Source organism: Parabacteroides provencensis, assembly GCF_900232875.1.
GTDB lineage: Bacteria > Bacteroidota > Bacteroidia > Bacteroidales > Tannerellaceae > Parabacteroides > Parabacteroides chinchillae.
The window spans coordinates 175,826-200,113 of sequence record NZ_LT960488.1 but is presented as its reverse complement, the minus strand read 5'-3'; the positions used below and the strand labels follow the sequence as shown (position 1 = coordinate 200,113).

Genomic DNA, 24,288 nt, shown 5'->3' with positions numbered 1-24,288 from the left:
GAAAACAGGAGATAAGGATAAATATTAAATTCGATTGCTATGGAAGTAAAGGCCTTTATTGAAAATTATAAAGAGGCGTTTGGTGCAGAAACCGAACTGCCTCTTGTTTTTTGGTATTCTGATACGCCGGTTAGGATTGTGGAAAAGGTAGGCGGATGTCTGTTTAAATATATACAAGAAGTCAGGAATGGCGAGTTTGTTAGCCTTAATGCTGATAATATAGGTTGTGGCGGCGGTAAATTTTATACGGGTTTTGCTGATATGCCGGACTATGTACCCGAATTTGTTTCTGTGAAAGAAAAATACCGCAAGACTCCCGAAATGGTAAAGGAACAACTAGACTCTTTAAGAGTGCCCAGGACACGGATGGCTTTTCTTAATTTTGCCCGTTTGGATAAGATTGATAGTTTTGACAATCTGGAAGCCTTGCTGTTTTTTGCTAAACCCGATGTGCTTTCCGGTCTTTCAACCTGGGCTTTTTTTGATAATGGAGCAGCCGATTCTGTTGCTGTGCCTTTTGGTTCGGGCTGTTGCAGTACGATAACCCGTGCTGTTCTGGAGAATAGAAAGAAGGGGAGGAGTTGCATCTTGGGTTTCTTTGATCCTTCTGTCCGTCCTTATTTTGAACCGGATATTTTGAGCTTTACAATCCCTATGTTCCGTTTTAAGGAAATGTATCACACGATGCGTCAGTCATGTTTATACGATACGCATGCCTGGAAAAAGATTAAAGATAGATTGTAGTCAAATAAATGTTAGTTATATTATACAAGTAAAAGTAGTATCTTTGTAAATATTAATAACCAATAAAACGAAGAGTTATGAGCGAAAAAAACGATTTTATCTATGATGAAGACGATTCTGTAAAGTTTATTCAGAATTATCTTCCGCAAGAACTGAAAGGCAAGTTCAGTAATGACGATATCAATTATATTGTAGACTTAATCTATGAGTTTTATGAGTCAAAAGGATATCTGAATGAAAATGACGGCGACGATAAAGAAATAGATATCGATGAAGATGAATTAGTTGATTTTGTGATTAAGAATGCTCAGAAAGACGGAGTAGGAAAATATAATGCAGACGAAATTACTTTTATTGTTCAAGGTGAATTAGAATATTGTGATTCTATCAACATGTTCGATTGATAAACTGTTGTATATAGAAAAATTAGTTCACTAAAAGGAATAAGAAATGAGAAGTATTAAATTATTATCTGTTTTGTTGTTGAGTATGGCTGTTGTTTTTTCTAGTTGCAGTACATGGAATAATACAGCTAAAGGTACGGCTATTGGTGTTGGTGGCGGAACTGCTGTTGGGGCTGGAATCGGGGCATTAGCCGGTAATACCGCCTTAGGTGCAATTATTGGAGCTGCAGTAGGTGGTACGGCTGGAGCTTTGATAGGGAAAAAGATGGATAAACAAAAGAAAGAACTGGAGGCAACATTACCGGAAAGTACAACTATTGAAACCATTAATAATGGAGAAGCATTGAAAGTTACTTTTGATTCGGGGATATTGTTTGCAACCAATTCAAGTACGTTGAGCGATGCTTCTAAAAGCGCATTACGCAACTTTGCAACAAGCCTGAAAGCGAATCCGGATACGAATATTAAAATTATAGGTTATACGGATAATACGGGAAAGGTTGATTATAATCAGCTTTTATCAGAAAAGCGGGCAAAGAGTGTTTATGACTATCTGATGCTGCAAGGCGTTAGTAGCGACCGTATGATTTATGAAGGAAAAGGTGTACATGATCCGGTTGCTTCAAATGACACTCCTGAAGGCCGTGCATTAAACCGCCGTGTGGAAATTGTAATTATGGCTAATGAAAAAATGATACAAGAGGCAAAACAAGGAACACTGCAATAATTCTTTGTATGCTGCGTTTTAACAAATGGCCTCTGTTTCTAGTTATTTAGAGACAGAGGCCGTTTGTTTATAATATGAATTATTGGTGTTAGGATGAAGAAATTAGTCTATATATTATTTGTTATAGTGACATTGTTTGCAGCATTGCTGGCTATGGCAGGTTTTGCATCAGGATATATTCATCCGGAAGGGCAGGAATGGATAGCATTTCCCGGGTTGATACTTTTGCCTGTATTAGTGGTTAATTTGATTATAGGACTGATATGGTGGATAATGGATGGACGTTGGGGATGGCTTTCTGCTTTTGTGTTATTGTTGAATTTGGGTTTTATATTTTCCATGTTTCAGTTTCATGTAAAACTCGATACTAAAAAACAAACGGACCGGGATATAAAAATAATAACATATAATGTAGATAATTTTCATTTGGGTGGCATTAATACTTTTGGGGAAATTATTGATTGGGTGAATAAAGAAAGGCCGGATATTGTCTGCTTTCAGGAATGCCCGGGGAATTATTTTATGCCGGAAGATTCTTTGTCAAAAACTTTTTCATTTTTACCTTACTTTTGTTCTACGGCAGAAGTTTCTTCTACTTCGGGTTTGGCCGTTTTTAGTCGTTATCCTATTCTGAGTTATGAACCGATTATATATCCGGGGTCAAATAATAAGTCAATGAAGGTGACATTGGATATACAAGGTGATACCGTGCAGCTATTTACAAATCATTTGCAAACAACCAGTGTAAATTCAATTAAACCTCGTTTATATCAGGCTAAAGAAAGTATGAATTCTCAGGAAGGTACGGAAGCCGCATTCCAACTGGCTTTTCAAATGAAAAAAAATTTCGTATTACGTGCTATGCAGGCCGATTTTGTTCGTCAACTGATAGATAATAGTACGGGAGATATTATTGTATGTGGCGATTTTAACGATACTCCGGCTTCTTATGTATATAATCATATAAAAGGAAACCTGACGGATGGTTTTCGTGATTCCGGTTCCGGATTTGGATATACCTTTCGTGAATTGAAACGAATCTTTAGAATTGATTATATTTTTTATTCCGGAAGCTTTGAAGGTTTACGTTATGATTCTCCAAATTTGCCGTGGAGCGATCATAAACCTGTTGTTTGTATGATTCGTAAGAAGATTTTGTAATAAATTGATTTATAGTTATTTGGTTTCTATTTAACAAGGGTTTAAGAATCTTGTAAATTGTTCTTCCTTGTTAATTAACATAAGCTCGAGAAAACCTTCACAACCTTTTTTTATCTCTTCTTGTTTCAATAGTGACTTATATATAAGCACAAATAATAGTATAAACTGTTTTAAACGTTGAATGAGATGAAAAAGATTTTTCCTTTATTTCTGTTGGTTCTTTTACTGGCTTCTTGCCAGAAAGACCCGGATATGTCAAAACTAGACAACGACTTCCTTGTATTTACAAATTATGACAAGGACGCGAATTTTGCATCATTTAGTACATTTTATGTTCCTGATAGCGTATTGGTAATAGGTGATAATGAAAAGCCTCAGTACTGGACAGCCAATGAAGCAGACGATATTATCACGACACTCGTGAAAAGTATGGAAGCCCGTGGTTTTACACGTACAATGGAAAAGGATGATGCAGATCTTGGTTTGCAGGCTTCTTATGTAGAAAACACGCATTATTTTGCGGACTATAATGATAATTATAACTATCCGTACTGGTGGTGGAATTATCCTGGATATTGGAGACCTGGTTACTGGGGACCAAGCTGGGGCGACTGGTATTATCCGTATCCTGTAGTTTACAGCTATAGTGTAGGTTCATTACTTGTTGAAATGCTGGATTTGAAAGTTCCGGCTCCAACGGCAACCAATTCTAAATTGCCTGTATTATGGACTGCTTATATGAGCGGCTTGTTATCCGGTTCAAATAAACTTGATATTCAGTTGAGTGTTCGTGCAATCGAACAGGCATTTGTACAATCTCCGTACATCAAGAAATAAATAAATGCGAATTAGTAAAAGTTTGAGTTCTATGAAAAAGATAAGTAAATCAATAAAATTAGTCGCTTTACTTGTAGCCTGTTTAGCGATTCCGTCTCTGGCTGGCGCCCAGGTTGTAAAAAATGCATATTTTAATATTGACTGGCAGGTGAATTCTCCATTCGGTCAAGATTTCTCAGATAAGACCAGCGGCTGGGGTGCACACTTTGAAGGTGGTTATTATTTTACACCGAATATTTCAGGAGGTTTATTCCTGTCATATCATACAAATAATAAGTATATCGACCGTCAGACTTTGCCGGTAAGTTCTACTTCTGTAATTACTGCCGATCAGCAGCATTCTATCTTCCAGTTACCGTTTGGTGCTGTGTTCCGTTATAACTTTGCTCCCGAAGGTCAGTTCCAACCTTATTTGGGTGCTGGATTAGGTGCAAGCTATAGTGAGATGTCTTCCTATATGAATGTTTTGAAGGTTTACGATCGTAACTGGGGTTTCTATGTTTCTCCCGAAGTAGGTATGAATATTTACTTTACACCTCAGAAACAATTCGGTGTACATATCGCAGCCTATTATAATTATGCAACAAACAAAGGTGAAGTCTTGAATTATTCGGTTGACGGACTGAATAACTGGGGTATTCGCTTAGGTGTTGCCTTCTAAATGGAAAGTTTGTTCTTTTAAGTGTTTTATGTAGTTTAGGGAAACGGAAGGCTTTGTAATAAGCCTCCCGTTTTTTGTTTGTGGATAGGTATAGTTTTTCAACTAGTGAAAAAATTCTTGATTTGTGAAAAGTCGGATATAATGGCATCTGCCGTTTCATTTCCTTTATAAGCACTCCATCCGATACTTTTTAACCAGATTGTCTGGCAACCAATATGTGTCGAAGGTATGATGTCTTTATCATAAGAATCTCCGATAACGACAATGTTTTTTGCCGGTAAATTTAATTTTTTTATTCCTAAATTAAAAATGGCCGGATCGGGTTTTCTAATTCCAACAACTGCCGATTCTATAATTGATTTGAAAAGATGATCCAATTTAAAATCTACTAGTACCGATTCTATGTTACCGTAAAAGTTAGATACTAACACTAATGGATATTGTCCGGATAATTCGTTAAGAATAGGGCGTGCAGCATCAATTGCTTTTTGCGCATACGAATAGCACCAACCTGCAATTTTATTTTTCACTTCTATTGTAGCCCATTCGTTAGATAAATATCCTTCTTGTTCAAGCCATTTAATTTGCAGATCTGCTTTTATATGAAGCATATCCAGAAAATTATGGTGTGGTTGAACCAAAGGATTTTTACCCATTGTTCTCTCGCCAAAAACATAAGCTTCGCGGAATACATCTTTGGAGACTGGTATTTGAAAAGCTTCATAAGCCATCCATATTACTTCAGCCCAATGCATTCCATTGCTGTCGATTGTTCCACCATAATCGAATATGATACCTTTTACTTGTTCCGGATTAAACATATTATTTAAGATTAAGATTGGAGTTCTTTACTGAATATACTGCAGAAGCGCTCATGTGTTGCAATCATATAAACCAACATGATGTTCAGGACTGTTAGTTCGAATACAAAATATAACCATGGCATATTGATAAATAAACTTACAAATAAAGCTATCACGCGTGTATTGAACGATAGCATGTTTGTATACTTCATTAAAGGAAGACTTTTTTTCCTGAAAGAAATACGGAACCATTCCGGTGCTTCATCTTTATACTTTGTACGGATAAGATTCATCATTTGCTGGAATTTGGGAGTCAACTTTTCTTGTCCGACCGTATAATTAATGTAGAAAGTCTCGAATAATTTATAGATGAAATCCTTCTTCCAACTTAGCTTCGTATAATTTTCTTTTAAAATCGGAGAATATGATAATTCGCTGCCAGACTTTCCCTTTAGGAATAACAGATGAATATTTCTGTAATAATCGGCCATGGCAGCTTGTTTACTGTGGAAAAATCCGGTAACGGCTGCTAATATCCATATCCAAATACCCCACGTAGGTGTTAATCGTAAACAAATGGCAGCATAAATAGAGATAAACCAAAAATCGCCGGCAGTTCCATCTAAAATACGTCCCAAAGGTGTCTTTTTGCCAGTCATACGAGCCAGTTGGCCGTCTGCACTGTCGTACGAATTTGCCCATACCAGCAGTAACATACCAATGATATTGATAACTAAGCTCTGGTAGTAAAAACAAATGCCGGCGGCAATGCCGATGAATATACTTGCTATGGTTATACTGTTAGGGGAAACTCCGAATTTATTAAAAAAGAGTGCCCATTGATAACCGATTGGGCGATAAAAATGTATATCTATAAACTCTTCGGTATCCATCGATTTTAAGGTCGATGCCAACTCCGGAGATATGTTTTTTTCATTCATAAACAGATGATTTTAATTCGAAAAGCTGTGTTATTCCGTTATTAAATCCAGAATACGTTTTGCAATATGGGGAGCAGCATCATCCCTGCAGGGGGCAAAGCTAGGCCAGTCATTAAAGTCTATTAACCGGATATCTCCGTCTTCCGACACAATGCAATCTCCGCCGTAAATGTGGATGTTCAATACTTTTGCCGCATCATTGCACATTTGCTGAAGCGTAGCTTCAGCAAAGGGTATACCCTTTGCTGTTCCATTAATAACTTCTAATCCGAATTTGCTATGGTGTAAATTTGACGGATAGAACCAGTAAAAGAAATCGGTTCCCGTTACACCATAAAATTTGATTAAATCTCCAACCAGATGTTCGTTAATTACTGCCGTAGGTATTCCGCGTATTGCGTATTCTTTTAAAATACTTTTTGCTTCCTCCGGATTACGGACGTATGTCACATCTTCGCGGTGAATGGCATGGAAGTCGCCTCTTTTTATCCAACAATTATAAAATCCTGCATTTTCCAATGCTTCGGTTGGGTCTTCATTTGTAGGTAAAATCAGACTGTGAGGGTGTGAAATATGATTGGACATCAATAATCGTGTCATTTTTTCACGAGTGCAGTTCTCTATACCATAACCGGAGTTAACAATGAAGTAACCATTGTTTTCCATTTGTTGCAGCTTATGGATAGATTGCCAGTCGCGAACCATGTTGAAGATGGCTTTTTCGCGGATGTCTTTTGTAATTAAATCAGATTCGATGTATTCGTTTACGGTGCAACCTAACCGGCGTAAATGTTCTGCTGCCAATGAGAAAATAGCGGCATCATTGCCTATATGGTTCGGCGAAAATTGGTTTCCTCTGCGAATACCTGCAATAACTAATTCGTTCATGTTATGCTGTATATGTTATGACTTAAGAAATTGTTCGGCCTTTTGAATGTCTTCCGCATGGTCTACATCAACAATCTTGCTGAAAGGATATGCTTTTAGTTTTAAACCTTCGGCAATTAGTTGACGCTGATAGTTGCGCATGCGAGACATACCTTGACTTATCGAATTATTTAGTATAGCCAGACCGGTGCGTTTTAAACAATATATACCTCCCGATATGTACCGGCAGTTGTTACTGTTTTTGTCCAGAAAATTACGGATCATAAGATCCTTATCTGTTTCAACATAAAGCGGCTTTTCATCATCGATAAAATCTGTTACGGCCATAAGTCCGTCCAGCTGGTCGTTTTCTTGGAAAGCTTGTATATATTTGCTGAATTCTTCTTCTTTAAAGATTGTATCTACAGTTGTGAGACACACGTTGTTTCCATCCAGAAAATGACTTAACTCGTAAAAACTGTGCATAGAGCTAGGTGTAGATTTTACTAGCAGATAGAACGGAACAGGTAATTGTAGTTTATTTAGATATTCTTGTACTTCTGTCATCTCTTCATTTACGATGATGTTTATAGATGAAGCGTTATTCTTCAAGAATACGTCTATTAAACGATCAATCAAAGTGACACCATTTAGTTTGACCAATGGTTTTGGCCATTTCACACCTTCTTGCGCTAATCGAGAACCCTCGCCTGCGGCAATTATTGCATAATCCATTTGTAACCTTCCAAAATTTGAATAATCGCGCAAAATTACAACATTTTGGTGAATGAATTAGGCCATATATGTAATATAATTGGTCAAAACTGTTATTATTCATCTAAAAATAGTAATAAAAAAGGTGTGATGGCAAAAGTTCCATTTCCATATTTATATTTGTTACTGTATTTTTCTTACGTTTGCATGAAATTTATAAAAGACAAATGAAGACTTCCATTTTTGTTCTCTGTTCCAGGTTGGCTGTATTATCAATTTTAGCTTGTTTCTCTGCTAAGGCCGGGAATAATTTGCAGGATCAATCTTCTGTGGATTCTTCAGGTATCAACAATTTGGTTTTCAAATCAGATTATAAAATAAATCCGGATAAAAAAGGAGAATTGTTATTTCAGTTAGATAATATAAATTTCTTCAAGGATAATGAGTATTCGACATCTTTGATGAAAGGATATTCTCTTCCTGGGCTTTGGGTGCAGCCTAAATTAGTTTATTATCCGCTTAAAAATATAAAATTGGAATTAGGAGCTCACCTTCTTCGTTATTGGGGCGCAAATAAATATCCGAATATGGCATATCAGGATATTGCGAACTGGAAGGGAGACCAGTATCAGAAAGGATTCCATGTGTACTTGCTTTTTCGTGCACAGGTAGCTTTGTCTAAACATGTTAATATCGTTTTGGGGACTTTGTACGGAGGCGCAAATCATAATTTAATCGAGCCTTTATACAGCCCTGAGTTGAATTTAACCGCTGATCCTGAAACCGGTCTTCAGCTATTATATAATTCCCGTTTGCTGGATTTGGACATATGGGTGAATTGGGAAAGCTTTATTTTTCGTGAAGATTTACATCAGGAAGCATTTACTGTTGGGCTATCCACGCGTTTTAAACTGAATCGTCCCGAATCCCGTTTTCATTTCTATATTCCGATACAAGGGTTAGCCCAGCATAGAGGGGGGGAAATTGATACATTATTTACAAATTCGGTTCAAACTCTGATGAACGGTGCCGCCGGAGTAGGGGCAGTGTGGAATATCAATCATCCGGTCTTTAAGAATGTAAATGTGGAATTGGATGGTACGGGATATTATCAGCAAGCCGGAAAGTTATGGCCATTTAACAGCGGTGCAGGACTTTATGCACGTGCTTCCGCCGATATCTATGATTTTCGTGTAAAGACATCCTATTTTGCGTGCCATAATTTTATTTCAATGTTTGGTCTTCCTTTTTATGGAGCTGTTTCTACAAAAGAAAAAGATGTTACCTACGAAAACCCAAAGATGCTTTACTGGGGAATAGAATATGCACATAGTTTTGGAAAAGGTTTTTCTTTGGGTATAGATTTGGATATATATAGAAGACTGTTTTGTAATAAAATTGGCGGAGAATATGAATATCCAAAGGGTGATGGTCCCAGTACTAGTTTCTCGGCTGGAATATATTTACGTATAAACCCTTCTTTTTTGTTGAAGAAGTTCTGATCCTTTTTCAAAATGATCCCGATCATTTTTATAAATCATCAGGATGTTTTTCTTAAATCATCGGGGACCTATTTTTAATTGTATCCGGAAGGGATTTTGATTTCTTCCGAGAGAAATTGATTTTTCTTTCGGATGGGAGCTTAATTCTGTTCTTTTGTTATTAAGAATTTTTGTTTGCTAATAATTTGCTAATTTAATACAGTTATTTTTAAATTTGTGACTTGTTTGTATATGAGTAAATACTTTAAGCGGATATGGATTCTTGCAACCGTGAATTTATCTGCAGTAATAACTGAACTGAAGAAACAGAATTTTCAGGGTTCACGTACTATTGAGTGTGAGTTAGAAAGAAAACAGCGCGAATAGATTATTAAAACGCGCGAATATCTGCAGAATTTGTAGGATAATTAATATCTTTGCTACAATTCATTTAAATAATAAAATAATTAATCAATTAATCGGAATAATATTAGATTTATTACCATGAGGACAAATAGAAGAGACTTTCTAAAAACATTGGGAGGAGTTGCGGCTTTTACCATTGTGCCACGTCACGTGCTGGGGAACGGGTTTATTGCCCCGAGTGATCAATTGACAAAAGGTATTATTGGTACAGGCGGTATGGGATGTGGCCACGTAAATTATGCTGGAACACGTTTGGTTGCCGTTTGTGATGTAGATAAGAACCACTTGGAAACAGGAAAACATCTGGTAAGCGATAAAATTGCAGCTTATCATGATTTTCGTGATTTAATTACCGATCCGAATGTAGATATCGTACATATAGCAACGCCACCTCATTGGCATGGCTTAATGTCTGTAGAAGCTGCGAAAGCAGGGAAGGATATTTGGTGTGAAAAGCCGATGACCCGTACCATAGGTGAAGGTAAGCGTGTTATGGAAGCCGTAAAACAATACGGAAATATGTTCCGTTTGAATACCTGGTTCCGTTTTGCCGACCCATTCTATGGATTGGGAACTCCGGTTAAACCGTTGAAAAAATTAGTTCAGAGTGGTATGTTAGGCTGGCCTTTGAAGGTAACGATCAGCAAGCATACCGGTTTTGACTGGAAATTCTTCTGGGTAGGAAAAGAATATCTTGAACCGGAATCTGTTCCTGCAGAATTGGATTATGATATGTGGTTAGGGCCGGCGCCATATAAACCATATAATGCACATCGTGTGCACCAGACATTCCGTGGTTATTGGGATTATGATGCAGGTGGTTTGGGTGATATGGGACAACATTATATCGATCCTGTACAATATATATTAGGTAAAGATAATACCAGCCCTGTTAAAGTAGAGGTTGATGCTCCGCAACAACATCCGGATGCGGTTGGAACTTGGCGTTCTATAACTTATACTTATGATGATGGTTGCCAGATTGTATTATGGGGTGGTGATTACGGAAATCCTGATACACCTTATATATCAGGTCCTAATGGCAATGTTTATAAAAACTTTGTTTGCGATATTCCTAATTGGGAAAAGAAATTATCCGATTATCCGGAGCCGGAACCTCAGGTTACGGACTTTATAGAATGCGTTAAGACACGCCAACCGTTTGCTTTGAACGAACGGAATGGTTTCCGCTCTGCGACGATTGTAAACATGGGTGGTATTGCTCTCCGTTTGAATCGCACTTTGAACTTCGATCCTGTTAAATTGGAATTTATTGATGACGAAGCTGCAAATCGTTTATTGGATCAGCCAATGCGTGCTCCGTGGAATATCTGATGAATTAAATTGTAAATTGAATATTGTAAATTATGAAAAAAGTATATTTATCAATCAGCACTTTGCTTTTGTGCGGAAGCATGCTGATGGCACAATCGCCGGCAAACCGCACATCTAAGACTGTGGCGGCCGATGTGTTGGCTCAGATGCCTGCTGCACAACAAGCTGAATATAATAAGTTAATTGGCGACCTGAGTGCTGCCGGAGAAGATGCGGTTATGACTTTGGTTGATATGATTAATGCACCGGGTAAAGGCAGCAATGCAAAGGTGGATTATGCTTTGAGCGGACTTTCTCATTATGTCATGGCAAAAGGAAATGAAAATTCCCGTTTGGTTACGGCTAATGCTTATCTGAAGGCGCTTGACAAAGTGAGCGATCGTGAGGCTAAAGCATTTATTATTCGTCAACTGCAGATAATTGGCAAAGATGAGTGTATTGAAACCTTGGCTACTTATTTGAATGATGAAAGTTTGAGTGGCCCGGCTGCACGTGCATTGTCATCAATAAATAGCGAAAATGCCGGAAAAACTTTATTATCGGCATTGATGCGTCGTTCGGGTACACCGAAAACTCAGAAGGATATTGTTCAGGCTATTGCAGCTGCCCAGGTAGATGGTTCGGAAGCTGCTTTGAAAGCCTTATTGGGTTCATCGGATGAAAACATGCAGAAAGAGGTACTATATGCGTTGAGCCGTGTAGGAACAAAAGCTTCCCTGAAAGATTTGGCGGAAGCTGCTGCAAAGGCTAACTACACGATGGAAAAATCCGGTGCTAATGAGGCATATATCGCTTTGATAAAACGAATAGCAGGGCAGGGTGATATAAAAGATGCAGAAAAGGCAGCAAATGATTTATTGAAAAAAGCTACAAAAGCTAATAAAACGCAGAGCCGCGATGCCGCATTACAAATTTTGTTATCGTTGCAGAATGCAGATGTGGCAAAACTCGTTCAGGCTGCTTTAAAAGATGCTAATAAAGAATATCGTAATGCTGCTTTGAGTTATGCTTCCGATTATGCTAATAAAGAATTATACGTTGAGCTGGCTAAAAATATGGTAAAAGCCAAACCGGAGGTAAAGGTAGATATTCTGAATTGGTTAGGACGTGAAGCAAAAAGACCTTCACAACATGATATAATACAGAACCTGGATTTGCGTTTTGATTTACCATTCCGTCAGGTGTTGGTTGAACAGGCAGGTAATGCTGATTATAATGTGAAAGAAGCTGCTGTTTGGACTATGGTTAAGATTGGAGATAATTCATATATACCGGTTTTGTCCAATTTGCTTACAAGTAATGACAAACAAGTTATCTTATTAGGCCAGGATGCTTTGGCTGCTTTTCCGGGTGATATAGATAATGCGGTTGCAAAAGCAATTTCTTCATCAACAGATGCCGGAAAGATTGCAGGTTTGGAGTTGTTGGCTATGCGTAAAGCGGACGGAACTCTGAATGCAGTGTTAGAACAAATAAAGTCTGGTTCTCCGGAAGTAAAAACGGCTGCATATAAAGCATTGAAAGACGTTGTTTCTGAAAAAGACTTTACACAGATGTGCGGAATGTTGGAAACAGCAGATGCAAATGCAATTGCCCCGATTCAGCAAGCTGTAATTGCTTCTATTGCTAATTTGCCTGTATCCGGGCAGGTTTCTAATGTTACCCGCCGTATGCTACAGGCTGGTGAGAGCAAGAAGCATTTGTATTATATCGTATTAGCTTCGACAGGAGATAAAGATGCTTTGGCAACGATTGTTTCCGGAGTTAAAAATGGCCGGAGTACAGCAAAAGATGCTGCTTTGGAAGCATTGCTGAGCTGGAAAGGCATTGAAGCTGCCGACGAATTATTTGCAATTTGTCAGGGAAATCCTTCAAGCCAGGTATTCGATAAAGCCCTTGCCCGTTATGTGCAGTTGGTTTCAAATCCTGCATTTACCGGTGAAAACCGTTTGCTTAGTTTACGCAAGGCGATGGATATAGCAAAGACAGATGCCCAGAAAGTTGAAATTCTGAAACAGGTAGAAAAAACCGGAACATTCCTTGCTTTGTTGTATGCCGGTGAGTTTTTGGATCAGAAACCTCTACAACAGGCAGCAGCCAATGCTGTTATGAATATTGCTTTAAATAACAAGGATTATACGGGGCAAAATGTAGAAGCTTTGCTGAATAAAGTAATGCAAGTGCTGGATAATCCGGATGCCCATTATCAGAAAGAGGCTATTAAGAAACATTTGTCTGAAATGGCGAAGACTGAGGGCTTTGTTTCTCTTTTCAATGGAAAAGATTTGACAGGCTGGAAAGGTTTGGTTGAAAATCCGATAGTTCGTGCTAAAATGAAACCGGCACAGCTTGCCAAAGCACAAGAAAAGGCAGACGAAATGATGCGCCGTGATTGGAAAGTTGAAGACGGATTGCTTGTATTTGAAGGTACAGGTTATGATAATTTATGTTCGGAAAAACAGTATGGCGATTTCGAAATGTATGTAGATTGGATGCTTGATCCTGCAGGTCCTGAAGCAGATGCAGGTATCTACTTGCGTGGTACGCCTCAGGTTCAGATTTGGGATACTTCCCGTGTAAATGTTGGAGCTCAGGTGGGTTCAGGCGGCTTGTATAACAATCAGGTTAACCCGAGTACACCATCTAAAGTTGCTGATAATAAACTGGGAGAATGGAATACATTCTATATAAAGATGGTTGGCGACCGTGTAACCGTTGTTTTAAATGGCGAAAAGGTGGTTGATAATGTAATTTTGGAAAATTACTGGGATCGTAAACTTCCTGTTCCGGCAATCGACCAGATCGAATTGCAGGCTCATGGCAGCAAAGTTTACTATCGTAACATCTATGTAAAAGAGTTGGAACGTCAGGAACCGTATAAGCTTTCTGCAGAAGAAGCAAAAGAAGGTTTCAAAGTCTTGTTTGACGGAACTAATATGCACGAATGGACAGGAAATACAGTTGACTATACTTTGGAAGATGGTTGTATTTCTATGATTCCGAGTAAAAGTTTCGGTGGTAACCTTTATACTAAAAAAGAATACGGAAACTTTGTTTATCGTTTCGATTTTCAGTTGACACCCGGTGCTAATAATGGCGTTGGCATCCGTACACCGATGGATGTAGATGCAGCATATAATGGTATGGAAATCCAGATTCTGGATTGTGAGAATCCTATATACAAGGATATTACTCCATTACAACATCATGGTTCCGTATATGGTATTATTCCTTCTCAACCAAATCATCACGAAGCCATTAAGCCGGTTGGCGAATGGAATACGGAGGAAATTGTTGCCGATGGCGATCATATCCGCGTAACAGTTAATGGTGTTGTGATTCTGGACGGTAATATCCGTGACGCAGTAAAGAATGGTACACCTGACGGTAAGCAACATCCGGGATTGTTCAATAAGAAAGGACATATCGGTTTCTTAGGCCATGGTTCTCCGGTGAAATTCCGTAATATCCGTATAAAGGAACTGAAATAGTACTTATATAATATACATAAAAAAGAAAAGCGGCTGATTCGGCCGCTTTTCTTATTATATATTTGTTGTTATTCTTTTTCTCCGAAAGCTAAATCTCCGGCATCTCCCAATCCGGGAACTATATAAGAATGTTCATCCAGCTCTTCGTCGAGTGCGGCTACCCAGACAGTGGTTTTGTCATCCGGCATTTTATGTTGAATATATTCTAACGCCTGTCTGCTTGCTATGATAGAAGCAACATGAATATGTGCAGGATGTCCTTTGGTAAGCAAGGCCTTATAAGCCAGTTCCATTGAACTGCCGGTAGCCAGCATCGGATCAGTGATGATAAGTGTCTTATTTGTTATTCCGGGAGAAGCGATATATTCGATATGAATATCGAAATTTAAACGATCTTTATATTTACGATATGCGGAAACAAATGCGTTTTCGGCATAATCCAAATAACTTAGGAAACCTTGGTGGAAGGGAAGGCCGGCGCGCAAAATAGTACTGATAACTATTTGGTCGTCCGGTGTACTTGTAGGCGCAATGCCTAAAGGCGATTGGATATTTTTTGTACTGTAGGTAAAATCCTTACTTATTTCATAAGCCATTATTTCACCAATTCGTTCAACGTTTCTGCGGAAACGTAAGCTGTCTTTCTGGATATTTACATCCCTTAGCTCTGCTATAAACCGGTTGAGGATCGAATTTGATTCTCCGAGATTTACTATTTTCATACCTCTGAATTTCTCGGTTTCAAAAATAGTAAATATAGAAATACCTGCCAACAATTCAATTGAGTTATTGGCAGGTATATCGGGGTTATGCCTTTTTGAGGTGGGCGTTCATTGCCTCCAATAAAAATTTACCCGGTTTGAACTTTACAGTCGTACGTGCCGGAATCATTACAGGAGTTCCTGTTTTGGGATTTCTGGCTAAACGTTGCGTTTGTGCTCTTGGAGTAAGTGTACCAAAACCTATAAGTGCAATCTCTTCGTTTTTCGACATTTGTTCTGTAACGATTTCAATGTATGCATCTAATGCTTTTTTAGCTTCTTGTTTTTGCATTCCGGCTTTGCTGGCCAATGCGTCAATAAGTTCTGCTTTGTTCATGTGTGCTCTTGTTTTTGATTATTTGACATTTACAAAGGTACATCCTGATCTGGATTTATCAGTTCCTTTATCCGGATATACGATTTTGTTTGCGTTTCTTATTAAACAAGGCTTATGCGTATTTGTTACGATTAGAGAAACAAAAAACGTTAAGTAATGTTTAGTTGCGGAATACGAAACAATGTCTTAATTTTGTCAGGTTATAAAAATGATAAGAGATGAAAATAGAACAGAATTACTCGCTGGAAAAACATAATACATTTCATATACCTGTGAAAACACGTTGGTTTATGGAGTATGATAGTGAAGACGACCTGGAACGCATATTGCGTGATGAATATTTTCAGGAATGCCTATCGCTTCATATCGGGAGTGGGAGTAATCTTCTGTTCTTAAATGATTACAATGGCATAATCCTCCATTCTAATATAAAAGGAATCCATCTGGCAGGGGAGACAGAGAAAAGTGTGCTGCTCCGTGTCGGCGCTGCCGAAAAATGGGACGATGTTGTTGCCTATGCCGTATCTAACGGTTGGGGAGGAATAGAGAATTTGTCTTTGATTCCTGGTGAAACAGGCGCCGCTGCCATTCAGAATATCGGTGCATATGGGGTCGAAGCAAAGGATGTTATAGAGACTGTAGAAACTTACAACCAGCTATCTTTCCAAAAGCGTATCTTTACTAACCAGGAATGCGAGTATGCGTATCGGACAAGCTATTTTAAGAATGAGCATAATGATCCGCATATTATAACCTATGTGAATCTGCGTTTACAAAAAAATCCTCAGTTTTCTATTAATTATGGGAACTTGAAGGAAGAACTTGCCAAATATTCCGGAATAACTTTATCCACGATACGCGAGGCTATAATTACTATACGTAAAGAGAAATTACCTGATCCTGAAATAATGGGTAATGCCGGTAGTTTCTTTATGAATCCGGTTATTACTACGGATCATTTTGAGAAATTAAAAGTAAACTATCCTTCTATTCCTTCTTATCCGTCTTCGGATGGCAAAATAAAGGTTCCTGCAGGGTGGTTGATCGAGCAGTGTGGTTTTAAAGGTAAATCCCACGGTACGGTTGGGGTTTATGAGAAACAGGCTTTGGTATTGGTTAATTTAGGTGACGCAAGAGGGCATGAGATAGCTTTGGTTGCCGAAAGTATTCGCACGGCTGTGAATGAACGTTTCGGAATAGAACTCGTTCCTGAGGTTAAATATGTAGGATGATGAAAATAACTTTTCTTGGAACCGGCACTTCCACGGGTGTTCCTGAAATTGGTTGCCAGTGTGAAGTCTGTACCAGCAAAGATCCGCGCGACTGGCGTTTGCGTACTTCTGTTTTGGTTGAAACCGGAGGGAAGACGATATTATTGGATTGCGGCCCGGATTTCCGTTGGCAGATGATTACAAATAAAACATACCATCTGGATGCCGTTCTTATTTCCCATGAACATTATGATCACGTTGGCGGTTTGGATGACTTGCGTCCTTTCTGTCGTGTACGTGGTGTCGATATTTATGCCGAAGATTATGTGGCTGAAGCAATAGAGACACGTATTCCGTATGCTTTCAGGATACATAAATATCCGGGTGTTCCTAATTTGGAATTACATCGTATTGGTATGGAACCATTTGAAGCGGCGGGTCTTTCTGTTATTCCTATCCGTGTTATGCATGGCAGACTTCCGATTTTGGGGTATCGTATAGGCAATATGGCTTACCTTACGGATTTGAAGTATCTGCCGGAAGAAGAATATGCAAAGTTGGAAGGATTGGATATGTTGATTATAATGGCGCTTCGAAAGGAAGATCAGCCTCATCCTACGCACGAGACATTGGGAGAAGCGCTTGTTAATATAGCCCGTATTGCTCCTAAAGAGTCATACCTTATCCACATGGGCCACAGGATTGGGTTGCATGCAGTGGTGGAAAAAGAGCTTCCTCCTCATGTCCATCTTGCTTATGACGGACTAAAGGTTGAGTTGTAAAGGTGTTACATCGGGCTGCATCCGGTATAATATACCATGTTGTCGTCATGATATATTTCCGGTGTGATATGTAATTGAGGAAAGACCGTTTCAATTCTTTTAGATAGTGTATCGGCCATTTGGTTGTATAGTGTATCTAATGATGCGAAGTAGGGCTGACTTCCGAAGCAACATACTTTACCTTCGTTTGTAAATACATCTGCCAGTAACCATTTGTCATGTATGCGCCATTGAAGAGAATCGTTGAAATTGACATATAAATCCAGTTTGTTTGCCGGAACAATAAGGTTTAATGGCGCATGTATATCGGCCAGTTGCTGTGTTTTATCAAGCTCTTTTGTAATTGACCTTTTATTCTTTATTTGTTGTTGGGCTACAGATTCCAATAGTTTCTTACTGTAACTGGCAACGAAAACTCCCTGGTGTTGGTAATATCCGAAAAACTGTCTTCCGGATTCGGGGTAATAAGTGAAGGTTATTCCGTCTTTTACTGTTTTTTGCGGACTGTATATCCCTAAAAGAGGCTTCAATACTTCTTTTTCTATTAGTAAATCGAATCCTCCGTCTGCATGAGTGTACATAACAATACCTTGTGAATGAAACGAAAACAGAGTAGAAGGCATGGAAGGTGTTTTTTGCAAAATGGATAGGTAGATGTCCGGCAGGTAAGAAGAGAAAATATCGTGTAGCTGTTGATGCTTAAGGATTACGTTCGTCAGTACAGCTGGTTTGTTGACAGCAAGTAACGCATTGGGTTCAGGAGCAATCAGGCTGTATAAATCCGTCTGGACAGCCGTCTTTTCTTCTTCCATGGTTCCGAAGAAGAACCAGACTGCCAGTATTGTAGCCATGACTACTACAATGCAGACGATTATTTCCTGTTGGTAAGCTTTCATTTATTTCATGGCTGCTTCAAAAAGTATTTACACCAAGGCTTTAATCCGCATGTTTCGCACTTTGGCTTTCTGGCAATACAAACATATCTGCCATGCAAAATCAGCCAGTGATGGGCAATGGAAATGAGCTCTTGTGGTATATGTTTTACTAATTCCTTTTCAGTTTCCAAAGGCGTCTTGCTATTGTCTGTCAACCCAATCCGGTTAGATACACGGAATACATGAGTATCGACAGCCATAGCCGGTTTCTCAAAGACTACAGAGGCTATTACGTTTGCAGTTTTTCGTCCAACGCCGGGCAGCTTTTGCAGTTCGTCTATGTCGGAAGGAACGATGCTTTTGAAGTCGTTGACTAACATCTTGGCCATTCCGACAAGATGCTTGGCTTTATTGTTTGGATAGGAAACACTTTTTATGTATTCATAAACCACTTCAGGCGTAGATTCCGCCATTACTTCCGGTTCGGGAAACGCTTCGTACAATGCCGGAGTAATCATGTTTACCCGTTTGTCTGTACATTGTGCGGAAAGGATAACTGCTATTAATAATTCGTATGGATTTTTGTAGTGCAATTCTGTTTCGGCAACCGGAACATTTTCTTTGAACCAGTTCAATACTCCTTTATATCGTTCTTCTTTACGCATAATTATTTTATTAAAGTCAATGTATTCTTACCCAGTAATAATCCCAGGAAGACTGCTAATAAACCTAATATGTTACTTGCAAAGATATTAATTAATGCGAGTTTATATTCCCCCGTCCTCATAAAAGTTAGGGTATCTAATGTAAAAGATGAAAATGTGGTGAATCCGCCGAATAATCCGGTGAAAAGAAATGCACGTGTGTTAGGAGAAAAACTGAACGCTTCGGCAAGGCTCCAACAAAAGCCTATCAGAAAAGAACCGATTACGTTTACGGAAAGGATTCCGAAAGGAAAGGAGTAAAGCATCGCCTTTTGTACCCACGTGGAAACTCCATAGCGTAGTGCCGAACCGATAGCTCCTCCTGCAATTAAAAGTAATACCTTTATCATAATCCCTGTGTGTTTTCCCCGGGCCGGGTTAAAAGCCCGGGGCATGGTAAATGATTTAGGTTCTCAACTTAATTGGCTGATTCAAATTCTCTCAGGAAACGAACGTCGTTTTCCGAGAACATACGTAGGTCTTTAACCTGGTATTTTAGGTTTGTTATACGTTCTATACCCATACCTAAGGCGTAACCTGAATATACTTTACTGTCGATGCCACAGTTTTCAAGCACATTCGGGTCTACCATTCCGCATCCCAGTATTTCTACCCATCCGGTTCCTTTGCAGAACGGACAACCTTTTCCGCCGCAAATGTTACACGAAATATCCATTTCGGCAGATGGCTCGGTAAATGGGAAATAAGACGGACGCAGGCGGATTTTCGTATCCGGGCTGAACATTTCTTTTGCAAAGAACAACAAAGCTTGTTTCAGATCGGCAAAAGAAACGTTTTTGTCCACATACAATGCTTCTACCTGGTGGAAGAAACAGTGGGCGCGATAAGATATTGCTTCGTTACGATATACACGTCCCGGGCAGATAATACGGATAGGTGGTTCCTGCTTTTCCATAACGCGGGTCTGTACCGACGAAGTATGCGTACGTAATAATACATCCGGATTATGTTGTATGAAGAAGGTATCTTGCATATCGCGTGCAGGATGATCTTCGGCAAAATTCAGGGATGAGAATACATGCCAGTCGTCTTCAATTTCAGGACCTTCGGCAATACTGAATCCCAGTCTTCCGAATATGTCGCATATTTCTTTCTTAACGATTGAAAGCGGGTGACGCGTTCCCAATTCAATAGGATAAGCCGTACGGGTCAGATCGATGTCGTCATCAACAGTCTGTACGTTTTCAAATCGTTCTTTAAGTTCGTTTATTTTGTTCTGAGTGGTTTCCTTCAGTTCATTAAGGAATTTACCAACCTCTCGCTTCTGGTCGGCAGCTACATTGCGGAAATCATTCATCAACAAGGATATTTCACCTTTTTTACTGAGGTATTTTATACGCAAAGCTTCGATCTCTTCAGCATTTGCCGCTTTCATATTCTCTACTTCCTGAAGTAGATCCTTAATCTTATTGATCATTGCTAATCCTTTTTGTATTCAGCGGGCAAAGGTACTTTTTTCTCTTGGATAGTGCAATTGATATGGGATGTTTTTTCTTTTTTATTGCCGCAGGGCAAACGCATTAGGATTTTTTCTTTCTTTCCTGTGTTTTTTGTACTTTTTTCTACCTTTGCTTTGTATCTCTAACTTATATTCTTTATGACTCCTTCTTCTGATTACTCTTTATTATTATCTTTTGCTCGTGATGTTGAAGACTTCCGTACAGGTAATCGTCTATACTACCCTTCCTGTAGCATTATTTTCATGGCTTTTGTTGGTATCCTTTGTGGAGGTAAAGACTGGGATGATATCGTTGAAATCGCTGAATCTAGTGAAGATTTGCTCTCTGAGTACTTAGGTTCTTGTTTTGTTGGTGTGCCTTCCCATGATACTTTTAGTCGCTTTTTCTCTTTGGTTAATCCCTCGAGTTTGGAACAGTCTTTTCGCAAGACTATGTCAGCCCTTCAATCTCAATTACGCGGCGATTTGGATCATTCTCAGGCTAGTAAAGATAAAGAAATAGTAGCCTTTGATAGCAAATATGCTGCCTCTGTAACCGATGTTTCTGGTTTGAATGTAGTTACTGCTTATGCTACCGGAACCGGATTGTGTTTAGGACAGGAGGTGGCAGATAAAAAGATAAACGAGCCCGAGCAACTTCGCAAATTAGTTACAGACCTTTATTTGGCAAGTACTATTATTACTGCGGACGCTCTACATTGTCAAAAAGAGTCTATCAAAGCTATTACAGCAGCTAAAGCTGATTATCTGATTATTGTGAAAGCCGATCAAGAGAAATTATATGAAGGTATATTAGAAGGGATTCGAGTAGAAAACAACCGTGATAAAGCTAAATGGATAGATCATGCCGAAGAAATAACCCGAGGACATGGGAGAGAAGAAGTCCGTATTTGTCATTCCTGTTCTCATTAGGGATGGATACCTGAGTGTGGAAAAGAATGGGAAGGAATCAAAAGCTTTGGTACAATTACTTCCCAAAGAACGATACTGTCTACAGGAGAAACGACCACAGAAACAAGATGTTTCATATCTTCCTTGGAGAAAGATGCACCCATGCAATTGAATATCATACGAAATCACTGGAAAATAGAGAACAATTTGCATTGGCAACTAGATGTATCTTTTAATGAAGATGAGACCAAAATGAAAAAGAACCAAGTGTTAAACCTGGCTATATTAAGAAAAATGGCAATGCAGGTACTGAAAGCCTTTACATACAAAAAAGGAGCATCCTTGAAAAAGAAAATGTTAGCAGCAGCATTAAAGCCCAATATAAAGAAAGAGATAATGAAAAAGGCAATGGTACTATATCAAAAATCCTAATGCGTTTGCCCTGTTTATTGCCGGTCTATTATTAAGTTGACAATTATCGGCCGCTAAGTTGATAGTTGTCGGCCATACGGTTGACAATTGTCAGCCGCTCGGTTGATAATTATCAACTTATTTTTATATCCCCGTTCTATTGAATATCAAGCTTGATATTTATTAATCTTTAATATTTCAAAGGATTGGCAGGGATTGATATTTATTTTATCTTCGCCCCCAGCAAATATTTCAATTATAGTAAATGGAAATAGTCATAATTATTGGCCTTATCGTTTTAAATGGTGTTCTTTCTATGTCTGAAATTGCTCTGGTATCCGCTCGCAAGGCCCGTTTGGAGATGGAAGCAAAACGTGGAAACAAATCGGCAAAGAAAGCACTACAGTTATCTAATGAGCCGGATAAGTTTTTATCCACAATCCAAATCGGCATTACGTTAATAGGTATATTGACCGGTTTGTATTCGGGTGAAGCTTTTGCAAAAGATTTTGCCGATCTGATAGCGGTTAACCCTGTCTTGCAGCCGTATGCTTTGGGAATTGCTAAAACCACAATTGTTATTATTGTAACCTACCTTACTTTGATATTCGGCGAACTAGTGCCTAAACGTATCGGTATGGGATATGCAGAGCGGGTATCAATGTTGATAGCCCGCCCGATGAATATACTATCTTTAATAGCCTCTCCGTTTGTATGGTTGCTTGCTAAGAGTACTGCTATTACAATGAAGGTGACCGGAGTAAAAACAAATGAAGAAAACAGGGTGACGGAGGAAGAAATCAAAGCTATAGTGAAAGAAGGATTTGATGGAGGAGAAGTTCAAGAGGTAGAACAAGATATTGTTGAGCGTGTATTTAACCTGGGCGATCGGAATGTAGGCTCCATTATGACTTACAGGAGCGAATTGGTTTGGTTGGACATAACCGATAGTATAGAGGAGATTCGTAAGAAAGTTCAAGAAAACTTGTTCAATATTTATCCTGTTTCCTCTGAAAAGTTTGATAATGTATTAGGTGTCGTTTATCTCAAGGATTTGTTTGGGCGTATCGATGCACCGGATTTTTCCTTGTCACAGGTGATTCGACCGGCTCAATTTGTTCCTGAAAATCAAAGTGTGTACAATGCTCTGGAACAGTTTAAACAGGCACGTGTGAAATATGCTATTGTAACGGATGAATTTGGAGGCATTCAAGGTATCGTTACATTAAAAGATATTATGGAAGGACTTATAGGCCAAGTGCCGGAGCTGGGTGAAGAGCCGGAGATCGTTCAGCGTGCCGATGGAACATGGCTGATGGATGGTCAGCTGTCGTTTTACGATTTTCTGGAACATTTTGACTTGGAAGATCTTTATGCCGAGCATGATTATAATACGCTAAGCGGCCTGATACTCGAAATACTGGAACATGTTCCGAAAACAGGTGAAACATTTTCCTGGTTAAACTTCGAATTTGAAATCGTCGATATGGACGGGGCACGTATAGATAAGGTGCTGGTGAAACAATTGGATTCGCCAGCAAAACCTTGATTTATATTTCCGAAAGCTTATGCAATACTTCCATCCGGCCGAACAGGATCAGGATGTCGTTTTCTTCAATGACAATTTCGTCGGTAAGATGATCTATAACGGTGTATTGCGTTTGCTTAAGTCCGATCAGGTTCCGTATTTCTTTGGCGCGTTCAACTCCCACTAAGCGTACGCCGAAGTTCTCTTCAAAATTAATGGTGCCGATACTTTGCCCAACTAATGTGGAAGGCGTTTTTATCTGGTAAAGATGATGTGTTTCGGTAACCTGGTACCAGTGTTTGAACAGATTGCCTAACAATGCTTGCGAAGCATAATTGCCAGCAAAATCTTGTTCGGGAGTGATTATTTCTTCTACACCTATGGCACGTATTACGGTTTCGTGGATAGATGAGATGGAACGTACAATCAGTTTGCCTGCATCCAAGCTTTTGAGTAGGGAAACAGTTTGTACGGAGGTTCCGAAATCTTTGCCGTATGTTACAATAATAGCATCCATTTCTGTCAATGGAAGCGTACTTAATGCTTCGCGGTCGGTCGTGTCTAGCGCAATGGCTCCGGATATGGCTTGCTTTACCGAGTCTACCCGATGAAGGTCTATATCCACGCCGATAACTTCGTTGCCAATGCGTGTAAGGTTCTCCGCAATGGAGCGTCCCAGGTTTCCTAATCCGATAACTAGATATTTCATAAGTATA

Annotated in this window: 24 protein-coding genes and 1 pseudogene; 14 read left to right on the top strand and 11 right to left on the bottom strand. The window is 39.1% G+C overall.

Going from position 1 to position 24,288, the window contains the following annotated elements; translation table 11 throughout:
* Positions 1-39 precede the first annotated feature (39 nt).
* The 6 genes from CTY47_RS00825 (at position 40) to CTY47_RS00800 (ending at position 4,534) form a co-directional block, all read left to right on the top strand.
* Complete coding sequence (locus CTY47_RS00825; protein WP_099462980.1) at positions 40-744, top strand: DUF169 domain-containing protein; 705 nt, start codon at positions 40-42, stop codon at positions 742-744.
* 77 nt (positions 745-821) lie between these two features.
* Complete coding sequence (locus CTY47_RS00820; RefSeq protein WP_099462979.1) at positions 822-1,148, top strand: hypothetical protein; 327 nt, start codon at positions 822-824, stop codon at positions 1,146-1,148.
* Positions 1,149-1,194: 46 nt separating this feature from the next.
* Positions 1,195-1,875 carry an OmpA family protein gene (locus CTY47_RS00815; RefSeq protein WP_099462978.1) on the top strand — a complete coding sequence of 227 codons (681 nt, stop codon included), beginning with the start codon at positions 1,195-1,197 and terminating at the stop codon, positions 1,873-1,875.
* A gap of 93 nt (positions 1,876-1,968) precedes the next feature.
* Positions 1,969-3,036, top strand: a complete 1,068-nt coding sequence (locus CTY47_RS00810; RefSeq protein ID WP_099462977.1) for an endonuclease/exonuclease/phosphatase family protein — start codon at positions 1,969-1,971, stop codon at positions 3,034-3,036.
* A 186-nt stretch (positions 3,037-3,222) separates the two neighbouring features.
* On the top strand, positions 3,223-3,873 hold the full coding sequence (locus tag CTY47_RS00805; protein WP_099462976.1) for a DUF4136 domain-containing protein: 651 nt from the start codon (positions 3,223-3,225) through the stop codon (positions 3,871-3,873).
* 31 nt (positions 3,874-3,904) lie between these two features.
* Positions 3,905-4,534, top strand: coding sequence for an outer membrane beta-barrel protein (locus tag CTY47_RS00800; RefSeq protein WP_099464020.1), 630 nt, complete (start codon positions 3,905-3,907; stop codon positions 4,532-4,534).
* Between the two features lie 98 nt (positions 4,535-4,632).
* Here CTY47_RS00800 and CTY47_RS00795 read toward each other — a convergent pair whose 3' ends face one another.
* The 4 genes from CTY47_RS00795 to CTY47_RS00780 are packed head-to-tail and all read right to left on the bottom strand — an operon-like array spanning position 4,633 to position 7,880.
* A complete protein-coding gene (locus CTY47_RS00795) occupies positions 4,633-5,355 on the bottom strand; it encodes an HAD family hydrolase (protein ID WP_099462975.1) in 723 nt (240 codons plus the stop codon).
* Positions 5,356-5,366: 11 nt separating this feature from the next.
* Positions 5,367-6,278, bottom strand: coding sequence for a CDP-alcohol phosphatidyltransferase family protein (locus tag CTY47_RS00790; protein WP_099462974.1), 912 nt, complete (start codon positions 6,276-6,278; stop codon positions 5,367-5,369).
* Between the two features lie 30 nt (positions 6,279-6,308).
* Positions 6,309-7,166 carry an ATP-grasp domain-containing protein gene (locus tag CTY47_RS00785; RefSeq protein ID WP_099462973.1) on the bottom strand — a complete coding sequence of 286 codons (858 nt, stop codon included), beginning with the start codon at positions 7,164-7,166 and terminating at the stop codon, positions 6,309-6,311.
* Positions 7,167-7,181: 15 nt separating this feature from the next.
* Positions 7,182-7,880: a nucleotidyltransferase family protein gene (locus tag CTY47_RS00780; protein WP_099462972.1), complete on the bottom strand. Its 699-nt coding sequence runs from the start codon at positions 7,878-7,880 to the stop codon at positions 7,182-7,184.
* A 206-nt stretch (positions 7,881-8,086) separates the two neighbouring features.
* Here CTY47_RS00780 and CTY47_RS00775 point away from each other — a divergent pair, with 206 nt between their 5' ends.
* The 3 genes from CTY47_RS00775 to CTY47_RS00765 all read left to right on the top strand — a co-directional run bounded on the left by CTY47_RS00775 (position 8,087) and on the right by CTY47_RS00765 (position 14,592).
* A complete protein-coding gene (locus tag CTY47_RS00775) occupies positions 8,087-9,361 on the top strand; it encodes a hypothetical protein (protein WP_199163377.1) in 1,275 nt (424 codons plus the stop codon).
* A gap of 483 nt (positions 9,362-9,844) precedes the next feature.
* Positions 9,845-11,101, top strand: a complete 1,257-nt coding sequence (locus tag CTY47_RS00770; protein ID WP_099462971.1) for a Gfo/Idh/MocA family oxidoreductase — start codon at positions 9,845-9,847, stop codon at positions 11,099-11,101.
* 32 nt (positions 11,102-11,133) lie between these two features.
* Positions 11,134-14,592 (top strand): DUF1080 domain-containing protein, encoded by a 3,459-nt coding sequence (locus CTY47_RS00765; protein ID WP_099462970.1) that lies wholly within the window; start codon positions 11,134-11,136, stop codon positions 14,590-14,592.
* 68 nt (positions 14,593-14,660) lie between these two features.
* Here the strand turns inward: CTY47_RS00765 and upp are convergent, their stop codons facing one another.
* A complete protein-coding gene (gene upp, locus CTY47_RS00760; protein ID WP_099462969.1) occupies positions 14,661-15,314 on the bottom strand; it encodes a uracil phosphoribosyltransferase in 654 nt (217 codons plus the stop codon).
* Positions 15,315-15,399: 85 nt separating this feature from the next.
* The gene (locus CTY47_RS00755) at positions 15,400-15,690 is read right to left on the bottom strand and encodes an HU family DNA-binding protein (RefSeq protein WP_099462968.1); all 291 of its coding nucleotides are present in this window, start codon (positions 15,688-15,690) and stop codon (positions 15,400-15,402) included.
* A 218-nt stretch (positions 15,691-15,908) separates the two neighbouring features.
* Here CTY47_RS00755 and murB point away from each other — a divergent pair, with 218 nt between their 5' ends.
* Both murB and CTY47_RS00745 read left to right on the top strand, forming a co-directional pair.
* Positions 15,909-16,922 (top strand): UDP-N-acetylmuramate dehydrogenase, encoded by a 1,014-nt coding sequence (gene murB, locus CTY47_RS00750; protein WP_099462967.1) that lies wholly within the window; start codon positions 15,909-15,911, stop codon positions 16,920-16,922.
* On the top strand, positions 16,922-17,683 hold the full coding sequence (locus CTY47_RS00745) for an MBL fold metallo-hydrolase (protein ID WP_099464018.1): 762 nt from the start codon (positions 16,922-16,924) through the stop codon (positions 17,681-17,683). Before murB ends, CTY47_RS00745 begins: the two co-directional genes overlap by 1 nt.
* Positions 17,684-17,688: 5 nt before the next feature.
* Here the strand turns inward: CTY47_RS00745 and CTY47_RS00740 are convergent, their stop codons facing one another.
* The 4 genes from CTY47_RS00740 to pheS all read right to left on the bottom strand — a co-directional run bounded on the left by CTY47_RS00740 (position 17,689) and on the right by pheS (position 20,700).
* A complete protein-coding gene (locus CTY47_RS00740) occupies positions 17,689-18,579 on the bottom strand; it encodes a hypothetical protein (RefSeq protein ID WP_099462966.1) in 891 nt (296 codons plus the stop codon).
* A 5-nt stretch (positions 18,580-18,584) separates the two neighbouring features.
* Positions 18,585-19,223, bottom strand: coding sequence for an endonuclease III (nth, locus tag CTY47_RS00735; protein WP_099462965.1), 639 nt, complete (start codon positions 19,221-19,223; stop codon positions 18,585-18,587).
* 2 nt (positions 19,224-19,225) lie between these two features.
* The gene (gene crcB, locus CTY47_RS00730; RefSeq protein WP_099464017.1) at positions 19,226-19,612 is read right to left on the bottom strand and encodes a fluoride efflux transporter CrcB; all 387 of its coding nucleotides are present in this window, start codon (positions 19,610-19,612) and stop codon (positions 19,226-19,228) included.
* Between the two features lie 68 nt (positions 19,613-19,680).
* Positions 19,681-20,700, bottom strand: a complete 1,020-nt coding sequence (gene pheS, locus CTY47_RS00725) for a phenylalanine--tRNA ligase subunit alpha (protein ID WP_099462964.1) — start codon at positions 20,698-20,700, stop codon at positions 19,681-19,683.
* A gap of 180 nt (positions 20,701-20,880) precedes the next feature.
* On the opposite strand from pheS, the pseudogene CTY47_RS00720 reads away from it, so the two are divergent.
* From CTY47_RS00720 to CTY47_RS00710, 3 genes and pseudogenes are all read left to right on the top strand, one after another.
* Positions 20,881-21,885, top strand: a pseudogene (locus CTY47_RS00720) (ISAs1 family transposase); the annotation flags it as partial.
* A complete protein-coding gene (locus tag CTY47_RS17200; protein ID WP_233202117.1) occupies positions 21,886-22,065 on the top strand; it encodes a hypothetical protein in 180 nt (59 codons plus the stop codon).
* A gap of 244 nt (positions 22,066-22,309) precedes the next feature.
* On the top strand, positions 22,310-23,593 hold the full coding sequence (locus CTY47_RS00710) for a hemolysin family protein (protein ID WP_099462961.1): 1,284 nt from the start codon (positions 22,310-22,312) through the stop codon (positions 23,591-23,593).
* 1 nt (position 23,594) lies between these two features.
* On the opposite strand, the gene CTY47_RS00705 is transcribed toward CTY47_RS00710, so the two are convergent.
* A complete protein-coding gene (locus CTY47_RS00705) occupies positions 23,595-24,281 on the bottom strand; it encodes a potassium channel family protein (protein ID WP_099464016.1) in 687 nt (228 codons plus the stop codon).
* Positions 24,282-24,288 lie beyond the last annotated feature (7 nt).

Bases quoted from the DNA above. Each gene is read 5' to 3' on its own strand.
- crcB (WP_099464017.1), bottom strand. From the start codon at position 19,612: ATGATAAAGGTATTACTTTTAATTGCAGGAGGAGCTATCGGTTCGGCA.
- nth (WP_099462965.1), bottom strand. From the start codon at position 19,223: ATGCGTAAAGAAGAACGATATAAAGGAGTATTGAACTGGTTCAAAGAA.
- CTY47_RS00820 (WP_099462979.1), top strand. From the start codon at position 822: ATGAGCGAAAAAAACGATTTTATCTATGATGAAGACGATTCTGTAAAG.
- CTY47_RS00775 (WP_199163377.1), top strand. From the start codon at position 8,087: ATGAAGACTTCCATTTTTGTTCTCTGTTCCAGGTTGGCTGTATTATCA.
- CTY47_RS00815 (WP_099462978.1), top strand. From the start codon at position 1,195: ATGAGAAGTATTAAATTATTATCTGTTTTGTTGTTGAGTATGGCTGTT.
- pheS (WP_099462964.1), bottom strand. From the start codon at position 20,700: ATGATCAATAAGATTAAGGATCTACTTCAGGAAGTAGAGAATATGAAA.
- CTY47_RS00800 (WP_099464020.1), top strand. From the start codon at position 3,905: ATGAAAAAGATAAGTAAATCAATAAAATTAGTCGCTTTACTTGTAGCC.
- murB (WP_099462967.1), top strand. From the start codon at position 15,909: ATGAAAATAGAACAGAATTACTCGCTGGAAAAACATAATACATTTCAT.
- CTY47_RS00795 (WP_099462975.1), bottom strand. From the start codon at position 5,355: ATGTTTAATCCGGAACAAGTAAAAGGTATCATATTCGATTATGGTGGA.
- CTY47_RS00765 (WP_099462970.1), top strand. From the start codon at position 11,134: ATGAAAAAAGTATATTTATCAATCAGCACTTTGCTTTTGTGCGGAAGC.
- CTY47_RS00740 (WP_099462966.1), bottom strand. From the start codon at position 18,579: ATGAAAGCTTACCAACAGGAAATAATCGTCTGCATTGTAGTAGTCATG.
- CTY47_RS00770 (WP_099462971.1), top strand. From the start codon at position 9,845: ATGAGGACAAATAGAAGAGACTTTCTAAAAACATTGGGAGGAGTTGCG.
- CTY47_RS00785 (WP_099462973.1), bottom strand. From the start codon at position 7,166: ATGAACGAATTAGTTATTGCAGGTATTCGCAGAGGAAACCAATTTTCG.
- CTY47_RS00710 (WP_099462961.1), top strand. From the start codon at position 22,310: ATGGAAATAGTCATAATTATTGGCCTTATCGTTTTAAATGGTGTTCTT.
- CTY47_RS00705 (WP_099464016.1), bottom strand. From the start codon at position 24,281: ATGAAATATCTAGTTATCGGATTAGGAAACCTGGGACGCTCCATTGCG.
- CTY47_RS00810 (WP_099462977.1), top strand. From the start codon at position 1,969: ATGAAGAAATTAGTCTATATATTATTTGTTATAGTGACATTGTTTGCA.
- CTY47_RS00805 (WP_099462976.1), top strand. From the start codon at position 3,223: ATGAAAAAGATTTTTCCTTTATTTCTGTTGGTTCTTTTACTGGCTTCT.
- CTY47_RS17200 (WP_233202117.1), top strand. From the start codon at position 21,886: ATGAAAAAGAACCAAGTGTTAAACCTGGCTATATTAAGAAAAATGGCA.
- CTY47_RS00790 (WP_099462974.1), bottom strand. From the start codon at position 6,278: ATGAATGAAAAAAACATATCTCCGGAGTTGGCATCGACCTTAAAATCG.
- CTY47_RS00825 (WP_099462980.1), top strand. From the start codon at position 40: ATGGAAGTAAAGGCCTTTATTGAAAATTATAAAGAGGCGTTTGGTGCA.
- CTY47_RS00755 (WP_099462968.1), bottom strand. From the start codon at position 15,690: ATGAACAAAGCAGAACTTATTGACGCATTGGCCAGCAAAGCCGGAATG.
- CTY47_RS00745 (WP_099464018.1), top strand. From the start codon at position 16,922: ATGAAAATAACTTTTCTTGGAACCGGCACTTCCACGGGTGTTCCTGAA.
- upp (WP_099462969.1), bottom strand. From the start codon at position 15,314: ATGAAAATAGTAAATCTCGGAGAATCAAATTCGATCCTCAACCGGTTT.
- CTY47_RS00780 (WP_099462972.1), bottom strand. From the start codon at position 7,880: ATGGATTATGCAATAATTGCCGCAGGCGAGGGTTCTCGATTAGCGCAA.